The sequence below is a fragment of the Armatimonadota bacterium genome (assembly GCA_039679645.1).
In the GTDB taxonomy this organism is placed as follows: domain Bacteria; phylum Armatimonadota; class UBA5829; order UBA5829; family UBA5829; genus UBA5829.
In genome coordinates this window covers 1-12,683 of the sequence record JBDKUO010000043.1, presented here as the reverse complement: position 1 = coordinate 12,683, position 12,683 = coordinate 1, and the positions used below count along the sequence as shown (strand labels likewise).

Sequence of the window (12,683 nt, the reverse complement as noted above, 5' to 3'; positions counted from 1 at the left end):
ATCCACATAGGGTAGTCTTGCAGATGATTGTGTAGTGAGGTGCAAAGTTGAAACCTAAAGTTGCTGTTTTGTTATTGAGGAATTACAGGGGGCAACCGCTCAGCGAAGCGGTTATTTATCATAAAGATATCCAGCGGCTTGAACAGTTCGCTCAGATAATAAACACCGACATGCCTGACGCCGACCCGGGCACAGTGAGACAAATCATCGCGGGTGCTGACGCATGCCTTACCGGCTGGGGCACACCAAAACTAACCACCGAAATTCTGGACGCGGCGCCGAATCTCAAGATGATTGCTCATACGGCAGGGAGCGTGAAACCTATTGTCTCTGACGCTGTTTGGGAGCGCGGAATTAAAGTAACCAGTGGCGCTGCTGCGATTGCCGTAGGTGTAGCCGAGCACGCTCTGGGTCTGATGCTCTCCACAATGAAGCGCACTTACTGGCTCAACGATATAATCCACAAAGGCGGATGGCTCGACAAAGACGAGAGAAATAAGATAGTGGAAGCCTACGGGATTAAGGTGGGAGTTATTGGCGCTGGAAATGCCGGACGGCATTTTATCAAGCTACTGAGTAATTTTGACCTGGATATTCTGCTATACGACCCGTTCGTTTCAGATGAGGCTGCCAAACAGATGGGTGTTGTGAAATATGATAACCTCGACGACATGATGCGTGAGGCCGATGTGATCTCCATCCACGCACCCAGCCTGCCTGAAACAGCAAGCATGATCAACTCGCACAACCTCAAGCTCCTCAAGGATGGAGCGATTATCATAAACACTGCGCGCGGAGCCATAATAGACGAATCCGCGCTATACGATGAACTCAAGACAGGCCGCATCACAGCCTGCCTGGACGTTACCGAACCTGAGCCGCCGTTGGAGGACAACCCCCTGCGCAGCTTGCCGAATGTGGTATTTACACCGCATATCGCCGGTGCAATAGCAAACAATATGGCACGTATGGGCAGCTATGCCGTAAGCGAGCTGGAGAGGTTCTTCACTGGTGAAACGCTGAAGTATGAGGTCACGCAACAGGACCTGGCACGTCTGGCTTAAACTGGATCACGGAACTGCTGAGGCGTTGAAATGTATTGAGACGCTGAATGGTTATCGCAATCTGAAATCGCGGAGATTCTGTTTCGGGCGCGATCAGATATCGCGCCCGAACGAGCCTCGACTTCGCTCGGAATGACAGAACGCAGATCGGCGGGGGAATCATTCCCCCGCAGAATATTATCCCCTACCCTCGCTAATCAGCCAGTTCGGGCCAGTATCTCAGGATCAGGTCGCGAGTCTTTTTGACGCCTTCGACCTGGTCGTCAGGGCCCTCATACTCGATTGAGACGGCGCGCTTATAGTCCACGTCCTTAAGCATTTGCAGAAGGCGCTTGTAGTCTTTATTGATATCCTCGCCCTTATCATTAAACTCATGGGTCTTGGCATGCACATGATAGGCATACGGAGCGAGCTTGGCGCTTTCGGTGTAGCGCACGTCATCGGTCCAGTTGCCGAAGTCCAGACATGAACCGACCCATTCGCGGTCAGTTCCGTTTATCACATCCAGGATCATGTCGGCGGTCTTGCTGACACCGCCGTGGTTTTCAATCGTGATCTTGACATTGAGCTGCTTTGCAATCGGGATAAGTCGATTGAACGCCTCAATGCACCGCTGCACGCCTTCCGTCTTGTCACGCTCCAAGTCTCCAGTACTGCCGAGATTGATCCGCACAACAGGCGCGCCCATATACGCTGCCGCTCGCATCATCATCTCGTCATCGGCCATCTGCTTCTCGCGAGCCTGGGCATCATCACCAGCAAGGTTGCCCTCAATAATAAACCCGGTGATCTTGACCCCGGCGTCGGCACAAGCCTGCTTGATCTTATCGAGATACTCTGTGTCGTAAGAACTCATATATAGCTGGTTGTACGTCACACCCGATATACCCAGGTCCTTAAGGAGCTTGGGCACACTAAGGCAGTCGATCTTGCCCTCTTTGAAGTAGTCTCTCACACTGTAAGTGTCGCAGGATATCATTTGTTTCCCTCACTAGAATGTTTCTCACGCACTCCTTAACCAATGCAGGCGCAACGTCCTGCAACTATTTGGGTATAGAACTTACATAATGATCGCGCGAGAAAGGGCACTGACGATGGCAGTTGGAGACAGGTTAAAAGCTGAAGAGATAAAAGCGGTTCTGATAGCAAATGAAATGGAAGGGCTATCAGAGATAGACGTAAATGTGCATGGCGGAGTGGTCGTGCTTGAGGGAGATGTCGACACTGAAGAACAGAAATTGCTCGCAGAACAGTTGGTATATGAAGAAGACATTAAAGGAGTCATAAATAACATCCGCGTAGTTCCCAGGGTTCCGGGCAAAGCATCCGCCTATGACGGTTTCGACGCGCGGCTGGGATTCGGACCCGCTGAAGGTGACGCCGGAGACATAGCCTTTTCGCTGTCGGCTGCGGATAACGTCCCCGGGCCGGGCGCACCCACAAGCGAGCAGTTTCCCGGACAGTTTTCTGACGATGAAATAGAATCCCAGATCGAACGTGAATTCCAGACACAAAGCGAAGTAGATATATCAAACGTTGAGTTCAACTCTGAAAACCAGATCGTGAACCTCGAAGGCAGTGTCGAAACGGCAGATGACCTGAACAGCATTCAAGAAATGATACTCCGCATGCGAGGCGTATTGGGCATCAACAGCAAATTGAGAATTAAACAAGGAGATACCGGCACACCAGTGGAGTAGGTTATGAGTTGACGGTTAGGAATTGATAATCGGCAACCGACAACTGTAAACCCTTAACGCACGATGTTCATAATATCGATTGCACCCTCTTGAACTTCGACAAAGACATCGCCGTCCTTGATGCCAACAGTGCCGTATCCTGTCGCTGTGCAGAGAAAGCTGCGGAAGTCGCCTCTGATTTTTGGGTCAACATAGAGTGTCTTTTCGACTGCATCATAGCGTATCCCCGTCAGAGCCTGAAGCAGCGAGTAAGACGACATAGCCCTGGCATACCAGTGGCCGCACTCATATTCATTATATGGATTGCGCTTCTTGCCGTCATATCTTGCGCGGCAGGTTCGGACAATCTCAAGCCCCTCATCTACAAGACCCATCATAATGCAGTGTGCCGCGACCTGATACTCGATGCCTGTCCAGACCTCATCGCTGTATACAAACGGCAGTGAGGGCTTGCCGCCCCTGGGCCATGAACACAGCAGCAGACCGCCCTCTTTGCCGAGCGCATATGTGGACCGCTGAGGATTTGCATGTGCTGACAGATTGCGTTTGAGGTTGTATTTATGAATAGACGCGAGGTGGCTCTTTATGTGCTCGGGATTACCAAATGTGCCGAGACCTGCCGATTCGGCCATCCAGAAACCTATAACGCCATCGGAGAGGCACCCGGTTCCGTATTGATATTTCGGACCTTCTTTGGCAAGAATGGCTGATGCTTCCGGCGAGTAGCCTGAAAAAGCCAGAGCTTGATACTCCAGTGGATTTCCCGAATGAAGACCCTCCCACTGTGTCTTCTGGATATAATACTCATCGTTCCAAAGCTCGCTATCCAGATAGGCCGACCCCTTACTCAAAAGCTCAGCGTAGTGCGCGGTATCTTCACCGAGTGACCCGCCCATCGATACTGCAGCTTTTAGGGCTGCAAGGTAAACGCTCGTACACATCCCATCGGCTCCCCAGAACTCGATATCGTATGTGTTGTGATGCGGCTCCCTGATGACACCCTCACTGTCCGGGTCCCATATTTTAGTGCAATAATCAAGGCTGGATTTGACCTGCGGCCACATCTTTTCCAGCCACTGCGCATCGCCACTGATACGCCACTCGCGATAGACTTTGATTATGCCGCCGAGTTGGCCATCCGCCGCAGCCTGTTTGCCATGAGTTGCGGTCTTTATCGGGAGCGGCACACGGAAAGACTGGTGGCCATTTGAGTCCTGACCCTCGTGAAACTCAGTCTCACGCAGCGTGCGTTCGAGGTCAGGAAACAGATGAGGCAGAGCCTGGGCATAGTTCCAAACGTGTGTGCATGACCCGGCACAGCATCCGTCACCATCGCAGCATCCTTCCCAGCACCAGAGTCTGCCGTCCTTTTGCCTCAGGACTGTCGGCGATTTTAGGATAGAGAGGTTTGCTTCCGCCGCCTCAATCACTTCATCAGGCAGACTGGTGTCAAAGAATGTATCAGAAAAGTGCGCAGACTTGCACCTGAGACCATCGTAGTTATTACGCCAATACGCTGCGACAGACTCAATGCCGTCAAACGCGCCCGCATACCAGGGCTGATGGTAGTAATCATCGCCTTTGGCAGATTCCCCTCCACAATCACAACCGCACGAACACTTTTTTTCTTCCCACTCAAAATGCAGGTCGGTCCGCGGGACATACCAGGAGAGCATAAGCCTTATTATCTTATCCTCACCTGGCTTAAGAATAAATGGAACATATATGCTTGCGCCGGGGCTGGGATCACCATCAGCAATCGGAGGGCGAGCATTGATCTCCCCGCATTCGATCTCATCCCAGGCCATAGTAAGCGAATCGAACCATCCGCCCCTGAACCACGCGCAGTTGACTGCGGCCTCAGGGCTGTCCACAGATGCGCAGAACGCGCCCTGTTCCCACGGCTTGTCTTCTGCACCCGGCTCCCAAAATACAAAACCGTTTGCCGCTTCCAGAACTTGCGCCATATGAGAGCCGGTATCCATAAAGTTCTTTCCGTTGAATGAATAGACTGCCTCGACTGTATCGCTGGTGTTATTTGTAAATTTGTAATCCAGGGCGGCAACGGGGAGGCTGGAATTGTCGGCATCGCCGGGAATAAAAGGGCTCCAGCCGATTAGCGAGATATCAAGCGGCAAGTTCTCATCGGTGAAGTCTATATTTGCAAATGGGAAGCGCGAGCTGAAGCTTGCTCCGGCAAATCTGGGCAGACCGTACGATTTGTGAGCGCCGCCATTACCCGTACCCGGAGAGCCGAATATCTTCCTGTCCGGAATGGGACCCTCGATCACGCGGGCAATATTTTGTTCTCCCTTTACGCATATCGCCGAAAAGACGCAGGGCTCAAAGAACACATTCGGACGGTTGCGTATGGACACGTTCGAGAGTGCTCCAGCGCCCTCCAGACAGATCATACCTGCGCCAATGCCGCCCAGCGGAAATGCTATATGGTTAAGACAATCGTCCTTGTAAATCTTGTTACTCAAATGCTTGCAGCTCCCCGGTCATTTTCTGCATATACTAGCAGGATCACTATACGGAGTCAACAGGTCTGCAAAATTACATATAAGATATTATAGCGAACAAACACATATAAATGGTTTACTTCAAACGGCAGACATGGGTATAACCCCCAAGTTCATTGAGTTCAACACTGGTCAAAGAGAAAAGGATGGTGAAGGTTTGTGAAATCACAATCATTCGACATCTCACTGGCTCGAAACGAACATTCACTGATCGTCAGGCTGTCCGGTGAAATTGACTTCGCGGCCTCGATAGACCTCGACCCTATGTTGTCGGAAATAGTCAATGACAGTGACTGCGACCTCCTGCTGGATATGGCAAAGGTCACTTTCATTGACAGCGAAGGGATCAGACTCCTGCTCAACTTGTTTAATAAAGTGCGTCAAAAAGATCGGATATCCCGTATTATTCAGTGCAGCGCGCAAGTTATGCGAGTGCTGAAACTCGCCGGAATATACCAACTATTGAACGTAAGCACTCCGATCTACACAAAAACCAGAGAGCAGCGAGTCCAACCGCTGAACTGGCAGAGATAGAAGATCGACTATCGCAGCAGATACTCGACCAACGTGCCCGCCCCCGATCCGGTGCTTCCTTTTCTGGCCAAGTCGGTATCCTTCTCGACAGAGGATGCCGACAGGTCGATATGCGCCCATGCCGTCTCGCCTACGAAGCTCTTTATGAAGAGAGCCGCGCTTATCGCCCCACCCTCGCGCGAGCCCGTGTTCTTCAGATCGGCAACATCGCTCTTGAGGTTTTCCTTATAGTCGTCGTAGAGAGGCAGACGCCACATGATTTCACCGCACGAGCGTCCGGCATTTATAAGCTTATCAACCATAGCATCATCGGTGCCGAATACACCATTTAGTTCCCGACCAAGAGCGACCACACACGCTCCGGTAAGAGTCGCCACATCGATTATTTCATCGACTCCGAGCTTGTCGGCATACGCGACCGCATCGGCCAGGATCAGACGGCCCTCGGCGTCTGTGTTGTTGACCTCAACGCTTTTGCCGCTGTACGACGTGAACACATCACCGGGGTGGATTGCTGCCGGGCCGATCATATTCTCAGTCGCGGGGATCAGACCTATCACGTTAAGGCCGGGTTTCTCGCGGCCCACTGCTTGCATGGCCGCAAGCACAGCAGCCGCGCCGGACATGTCGTCTTTCATGCCGTACATATACTCGCTCGGCTTGAGAGAGTAACCGCCGGAGTCGAACGTGATGCCCTTGCCGACTATCGCGACAGTCTTTGAGGGCTTTTCCGAGCAATATCGCAGCTCGATAAAGCGAGGCTCCACCTTGCTTCCCCTTGCGACCGCCGCCAAAAGGCCCATTCCGGCAGACTCGATTGCGGCGCGGTCCATTACACGGCACTCCAGCCCGGTTTCACCGGCAATCCGTTCTGCAAGGTCGGCAAGATAAGCAGGAGTTACTATATTTGACGGCGCATTGGCAAGGTCACGGGCGAAAATGACCTCATCTCCAACAACCTGCGCTTTAGCGATACCAGAGGCAATGCTGTCTAACTTATCACCGGATAGCTCGACAATGTTGAACTGCTCGATCGGGTTTTCTTTAACTTTTTCGGTCTTGAGATCGGTATACTCGTAAGTTCCGAATATCGCACCAAGAGTCACGGCACGCGCGCAGTCTTCGACAGGCAGGCCGCCGATTCCCGCTCCATGAAGTATGCTGGAGACTGTTTTTGCTCTGAGTTCGCGGCACTTTCTTGCCGCGCGGGCGGAAGCCCGCATTGCCTTGAGCAGATCAAAGTCAGCGTTCTTGCCCAGACCGACTACTATCACATACTTCGCAGGGATTGTGCCGAGAGTCCTTATAACCAGAGTGTCGCCGAGATTGCCGTCGAACTCCTCATCACGGATAGCATCGGATATGGCGCCGTGCAGAGCCTGGTCCACAGCGCCCGTGCCGCCGCCCGGATGTTTGACCCCCTCGAAAAGGTTTACTATTACAATATCGCTCTGCTGGTCTTGAAGCGAGCCCTGCTTTGCTTTGAACTCCAACTTTGTTCCTCCATCAGAAATATTTCGCGTTTGTTGTCTATTGAAGTAATTACAAAAAATAATCAACACTTGTCATGCGATAGTTTTGCAATTTACACTATTAATTGTGATTTTGATGTCCGCCCCAGTTCGGAGCCTCGCCGGACTGGCGCAGACTCTGCATCACCGAATGCATATCCTGCCTGAACTGCTGACTGTCCTGAGAACTCATATTGAACATCGCTCGCATCCTGTCGGCTAAAATTGATTGTCTGTTCTCAGGAGTTAATGTCATATATGCGCTCATCTCATTTGTAAATATCTGCTGCCTCTGCTCAGGCGTCATATTCGCCATATCAATAGCGTTTTTTGCTTCTGCTTTGCTGATCCTGTCAACATCCGATTCCGCTTTGGCCTCCTGCGCGGCATCGGCCTCCGGATTGAGTATGACATATACGGTAGCCCATGTGTAGCCCTCGGGCAGTAGCAGGCTGGATGTATCAGGGGATTTGGCAAGATCCTTTGCGTATACCGCGGTCGTCTTGCTCGCAGGATCTTCCACAGACAGACCAACCACCGGCAACGCACTCAAAGCCAACATAGCTGACTTTAGCTGGTCCAGCTTTATCGTTGAGTCAGCCGGTTTAGCAAACTGAAGCTTCTTCCAGGTAAGCTTATTGAGCTTGGTGATAATATTCAGAGCCTGGCTGACATCAACATCGCTGATGCTCACCGAGATATTCCCCTGAGCTTTTGGGTCAAGAGCTATAGAAACCCCTGACTGCTGCTCAATCTGAGAAGCGACATCCTTGATGGGCATATCGCTGACATTCAGGCTTACCTGCCCGGCTGCGTATGCTGCCGAAACAAGTGACAACATAATAATGAATGCGGACAATGCTGTTCTCATCTCAACTCCTCCAAAACTTGCTTACATTTATTATAGACCTTACAAGCAGGTTCTATGCAAGATAACTTTGCCCAGGAGGGACCAGATTGCAAATCTGCCCCAACGGAACTTAGCCAAATGCACCGGATTGCGGCTCGGCGGGAGCCTCGCCCTCAATTGAGATTAGACGCGCAAAAGCCTTGGAGGTTACATTATTGTACTTGGATCATTGGAGTTATTATCTTCGCCGCTGGCGGCTGGAGAGGATTTTTTGCGCTTCACGGTATTTGACCACCGTTCTGCGGGCAACATTAAGGCCCTGTTCCTGCAGAATCTTTGCGATCTGCTGGTCACTGAGAGGATTACACTTGTCTTCCGAGGCTATGAGTTCCCCAATTACATCCTTGATTGATACTGAGCCGTCGAAGAAAAAGTCGAACGGTACAACTTCCTGGCTTGGAAGTTGAACAAACTTGTTCGCCGTAGCGCGACTGACAGTAGATTCATGCATCTTCAGCGCGCGCGCTATCTTGGTGCGGGTAAGCGGCCTTAGAAAAGATTTCGCGCCGGTCTCTATATAGCCCTGCTGATACTCCACAATCGATTTCGTGATCTGCCGCAGTGTCTTGCGCCTTTCATTTATATATCGTATGAACAGGTCAGCTCGCTCGACAAACTGTGAAATGTGGCTCTTATCATCTCCGCTGAATTTTTTAGCTCCACCGTTACGGATATCGTTATACATCTGGCGGTATCTTGAGTTGATCGACAACAGGTAAAAATCGCTGCCCGCCACGTCGATCTCGTAGCCGTTCGGTGTTCGGCGCACCACGACATCCGGCCTGACCGCTCCACCCTGGTTTACAGGCTCATTTTGATAAGGAGGCCGGAAACTGTTGCCGGGATAGGGGTTTAGCTGCTTTCTGACAAACTCGATTGCGAAACCGACATCCTTTGCAGTCACCTTCAGGCGGCGAGCTATTCTGCCTACCTTACCGGAGAGCATTTCCTGCCAATAGTCGCGCACAATGGCCAGCGCGACCGGATTACCGCATTCATCTTCCTCCAGCCTTTCGAGCTGAATCTGCAGGCATTCCTGCAGATTGCGCGCGCCGATCCCCGGAGGATCGAGGGTGTGTATGACCGAAAGGACCAGCTCGACTTCATCTATATCCTTACCCATCTCATGAGCAAGCTCTTCAATAGTGCATTCTAGATAGCCCGATTCATTGATGTTGGATATGATATACTCGCCGATATCCCACTGCTCGGAAGGTACTACGGCGCGCAAAACCTCGGTGAGGTAGTCGTGAAGCGTGACCTCGGCGCGTATGTTTGATATGAAATCACCCTCGCCATCATCGGCATCGGCAGCAAAATCAATCGGCTCATCCAACTCATACACGCTCAGATCGGAATCGTCCGAAGAGACGGACTGCTTGCGGAACGGGCAGTCAAGGCACAGAGTTTTTGGCTGTTCGCAGCCTTCGCAAGGGTCCTCCTCAGGCACCTCAAGCGCCGGATTTTCCGCAAGTTCCTGCTCGACGACCTGCTGCAACTCCAGTGATGAAAGCTGCAGTATGTTGTTGGCCATGATTAACTTGGGGTCAATCCGTTGTGATAAAGTCTGTTTTAGACCTTGCTCGATCAGCAATCCGTAGCTCACCTACCTAAGAAAACGGCTGAAAGCGGAGAGTAGAGAGCTAAAAGCTCGGAACCGCTGCCGCTCAGTTATATCTGGAGTCACCCACTTAATCTATATGGATGCCTCACTCACCTGCCATATTACTTAACTATTATCGGCAGACAATGAGGGGGATTTCATATTTTCTGCGTAATTAACTATTTACCACGGGGCATGAAGAAGTTACTACCTGGAGTATATCATGCCCCATGGACACTGTCAATTTTAATTCAGTCTAAGATATTACGCCAAACTTATGCCCGATTAATTCGGCAGCCCCTGCTTTGTCACCCGCCAAAAGATTCCCTTCAATAATTTCCCTCTCCAAATATGCCTTGACCTCGCCAACTTTCGGCCCCTGATCAATACCCAGCAGTTCAATTATTTCACGTCCGTCGAGCGGGCTTGTAATCTTATGACCGGCCAGCTTTGTCTTTACTCGCGCAACATGTTCGCAAAACGCATCCAGATCGACCGAAGGCATATCCGTATTCGATGCGGACTTGTCCGCCTGGGTCAGCATTATCAGATCATCTAGGTGATGGTCCGCCTCACGAATAAGACGACGCACGGCTGCATCGGTCCACTGTTTATCATATTCCCCAACTCGCAGATGCATTGATATTAGAAATTCGACCTGGGCGATCTGCGAGTTTGAAAATTTCAATCTGCGCATAATCCTATGGGCTATCTTCGCGCCCACCTGAGCATGATTATAAAAGTGAACTGCTCCATCGGGAGCAACGGACCTTGCCTCGACCTTACCTATATCATGCATCAAAGCGGCCAGCCTCATTATAATACCCGCTTCGGCGGGAATTGACTCAAGCGTCTTTAATGAATGTGTCCATACATCATATATGTGATAGATGTTTTGGGTGACTCCATGCATGGCCGTAAGCTCAGGCGCAAATATGGCAAGCAAGCCGGTTTCACGCAGCATCTCCAAACCCCGGACCATTCCGGCGCTCATCAATATTTTCAGAAACTCGTCCTTAATACGTTCCTGGCTGACGATACTCAATCTGTGGGCGCTGGAGTATATGGCTGAGTAAGTTTTTTCATCGATCTTGAACCCAAATCGGGATGCAAAGCGTATTGCGCGAAGCATGCGCAGAGGGTCGTCATTAAAAGTGACTATAGGATCGACAGGAGTGCGGATGATTCCATCGCGGATATCGCGCTCAGCCTGGCCGGTAAGGTCCAGGACCTCGCCGGTATGGAGGTTTTCAAGCAGAGTGTTTATGGTGAAATCGCGGCGCGCCGCATCGTCGGCAAGTGTTCCGGGCTGTGTGATCGGCTTGCGGCTGGAGGCATCATATGACTCTTTCCTAGCCCCCACAATCTCGACCTGACGGTCATCGACTATGATCATAGCCGTCCCAAAACGCGCAAAAGTTACCGGGCGGTAATCGGCGACGCCGCGCTCGTGCAAAAAATTCGCAAGCCCGGCAGCGTCGCCTTCGAGCACAATGTCTATGTCCTCATCGGGAGGAATACCCATAAACTTGTCGCGAACAATGCCGCCGACCAGATAGAGCCGTCCCGCATATGGGCTATTTTGTGTCGCCCTCCGAAGCTTTTCGATTACCCGGTTCATTGCACATCCGCTCTATAGCGGTCTCGATCGCGCCCTCGAGCCTCTGCTGCTGTTGAAGAAGAGTGATGTCCCCTCGGGTGCGCTCGAGAACACCTCTGACCATATCCGTCTGCCGGCGAAGGCCCTGCGTGACTGCGTCTGGATAGTCGAACGTAATGAGTATGTAGTATACCTCGTCCATTATATCCAGAATCCGCTCGGCCCTAACCAGATCGCCGTGACGCATCACATCCAGCACGTGGCGTCTGCTCTCGCCAATGGCCTCGGCCATACCGTTGAGATACGCCGCCGCCTCGACACCCAGATCCTCATGGCGCGGAAACTCCATCTCCCGGATTATAGCATAAGTCAGCTCCGACTCGGCATACTCTTTCTGAGCATCCTGAACATAGCCCGTGTAATAAATTTCGAGCTTGTCCTTGAGTATCTGCTTTGCCTCTTCGACCTTTTTGCGAGCCTCGGATTTCAGCCTGCAGGCCTCGTCAAAGTCCTCTCTATGACTTGCGCGAATGGAGTTTGCACAGAGCCTGATAGTTTCACGCGACAGCTTTAACGCCGCTTCTCTTACGGCATTTGTCTCATCCAGCAGTTCGCGAATTTCATCAGCGATTATTGTTATGTTTTCCATTTGCCCTCCATAGTGGAAAGTCCGGAACGCTCGCCACACTTTGTATTATTAGAACCTATATATGCTCTTGCCAAGTCGGGTTCACAGCAGATTCCTCGCATTCGCTCGGAATGACTATACATAAAAAGTTTTCCGGCTTTGCAATCAGTTGCCTGTTCCCTGTTCCCTACTTCGGTTTAGTTGCTTCGGTTGCGAAGCGGCCGAAGCTGCCACATTGGCTCATCGCGGTTTAATGCGCATAAGCACATTCTGCATCTCGTCGGCGCATTTGTGAAGTTCCAACGCCGCATTTGAAAGACGGCGGTGGTTTTCTTTCTTTTCAGCCGCTGCGGACGCTTCTTCCAACTCGCCGATAGCGGCGGCTACTCTGTCTTTTATTGTCCGAAAAACCGACTCAGTGTGATTCATTGCTCGATTGTAGCACGAGCGAAGCAGAGTATACAAGCGCGGGGTCTTTTTGGGGTGCGTGTCAAATCTACGGAATTTTAATAGGTAAAAGATGAGGCTGCTGGCATGAAAATGGACGGTCAACGCCGAATTCATTTTTGTGAGAAAATAAAGGAGGCGAGCCACAATCATGCCAGCAG

11 protein-coding genes are annotated in these 12,683 nt (G+C 51.3%); 3 read left to right on the top strand and 8 right to left on the bottom strand.

The window, feature by feature from the left end; genetic code table 11:
- Positions 1 to 47: 47 nt before the first annotated feature.
- Positions 48 to 1,064 carry a hydroxyacid dehydrogenase gene (locus ABFD83_08930; GenBank protein ID MEN6357192.1) on the top strand — a complete coding sequence of 339 codons (1,017 nt, stop codon included), beginning with the start codon at positions 48 to 50 and terminating at the stop codon, positions 1,062 to 1,064.
- 193 nt (positions 1,065 to 1,257) lie between these two features.
- Here ABFD83_08930 and ABFD83_08925 read toward each other — a convergent pair whose 3' ends face one another.
- Positions 1,258 to 2,043, bottom strand: coding sequence for a sugar phosphate isomerase/epimerase family protein (locus ABFD83_08925; GenBank protein ID MEN6357191.1), 786 nt, complete (start codon positions 2,041 to 2,043; stop codon positions 1,258 to 1,260).
- Between the two features lie 88 nt (positions 2,044 to 2,131).
- Between ABFD83_08925 and ABFD83_08920 the strand changes: the two genes are divergently transcribed.
- The gene (locus tag ABFD83_08920) at positions 2,132 to 2,764 is read left to right on the top strand and encodes a BON domain-containing protein (protein ID MEN6357190.1); all 633 of its coding nucleotides are present in this window, start codon (positions 2,132 to 2,134) and stop codon (positions 2,762 to 2,764) included.
- A 53-nt stretch (positions 2,765 to 2,817) separates the two neighbouring features.
- On the opposite strand, the gene ABFD83_08915 is transcribed toward ABFD83_08920, so the two are convergent.
- Positions 2,818 to 5,250: a GH116 family glycosyl hydrolase gene (locus ABFD83_08915; protein MEN6357189.1), complete on the bottom strand. Its 2,433-nt coding sequence runs from the start codon at positions 5,248 to 5,250 to the stop codon at positions 2,818 to 2,820.
- Between the two features lie 198 nt (positions 5,251 to 5,448).
- Here ABFD83_08915 and ABFD83_08910 point away from each other — a divergent pair, with 198 nt between their 5' ends.
- A complete protein-coding gene (locus tag ABFD83_08910; GenBank protein MEN6357188.1) occupies positions 5,449 to 5,823 on the top strand; it encodes an STAS domain-containing protein in 375 nt (124 codons plus the stop codon).
- Positions 5,824 to 5,831: 8 nt separating this feature from the next.
- On the opposite strand, the gene ABFD83_08905 is transcribed toward ABFD83_08910, so the two are convergent.
- The 6 genes from ABFD83_08905 to ABFD83_08880 all read right to left on the bottom strand — a co-directional run.
- The gene (locus ABFD83_08905; GenBank protein MEN6357187.1) at positions 5,832 to 7,316 is read right to left on the bottom strand and encodes a leucyl aminopeptidase; all 1,485 of its coding nucleotides are present in this window, start codon (positions 7,314 to 7,316) and stop codon (positions 5,832 to 5,834) included.
- A gap of 100 nt (positions 7,317 to 7,416) precedes the next feature.
- A complete protein-coding gene (locus tag ABFD83_08900) occupies positions 7,417 to 8,205 on the bottom strand; it encodes a hypothetical protein (protein MEN6357186.1) in 789 nt (262 codons plus the stop codon).
- A 217-nt stretch (positions 8,206 to 8,422) separates the two neighbouring features.
- The gene (rpoN, locus tag ABFD83_08895; protein ID MEN6357185.1) at positions 8,423 to 9,850 is read right to left on the bottom strand and encodes an RNA polymerase factor sigma-54; all 1,428 of its coding nucleotides are present in this window, start codon (positions 9,848 to 9,850) and stop codon (positions 8,423 to 8,425) included.
- Positions 9,851 to 10,103: 253 nt separating this feature from the next.
- Positions 10,104 to 11,468: a CCA tRNA nucleotidyltransferase gene (locus tag ABFD83_08890; GenBank protein MEN6357184.1), complete on the bottom strand. Its 1,365-nt coding sequence runs from the start codon at positions 11,466 to 11,468 to the stop codon at positions 10,104 to 10,106.
- Entirely contained in the window at positions 11,425 to 12,096 is a 672-nt protein-coding gene (locus ABFD83_08885; protein MEN6357183.1) for a haloacid dehalogenase, read from the bottom strand. The genes ABFD83_08890 and ABFD83_08885 overlap by 44 nt, the downstream gene beginning before the upstream one ends.
- A gap of 219 nt (positions 12,097 to 12,315) precedes the next feature.
- Positions 12,316 to 12,683: hypothetical protein (locus ABFD83_08880; protein ID MEN6357182.1), on the bottom strand; the 368-nt coding region annotated here is incomplete at its 5' end.

Bases quoted from the DNA above. Each gene is read 5' to 3' on its own strand.
- ABFD83_08925 (MEN6357191.1), bottom strand. From the start codon at position 2,043: ATGATATCCTGCGACACTTACAGTGTGAGAGACTACTTCAAAGAGGGC.
- ABFD83_08920 (MEN6357190.1), top strand. From the start codon at position 2,132: ATGATCGCGCGAGAAAGGGCACTGACGATGGCAGTTGGAGACAGGTTA.
- ABFD83_08900 (MEN6357186.1), bottom strand. From the start codon at position 8,205: ATGAGAACAGCATTGTCCGCATTCATTATTATGTTGTCACTTGTTTCG.
- ABFD83_08890 (MEN6357184.1), bottom strand. From the start codon at position 11,468: ATGAACCGGGTAATCGAAAAGCTTCGGAGGGCGACACAAAATAGCCCA.
- ABFD83_08885 (MEN6357183.1), bottom strand. From the start codon at position 12,096: ATGGAAAACATAACAATAATCGCTGATGAAATTCGCGAACTGCTGGAT.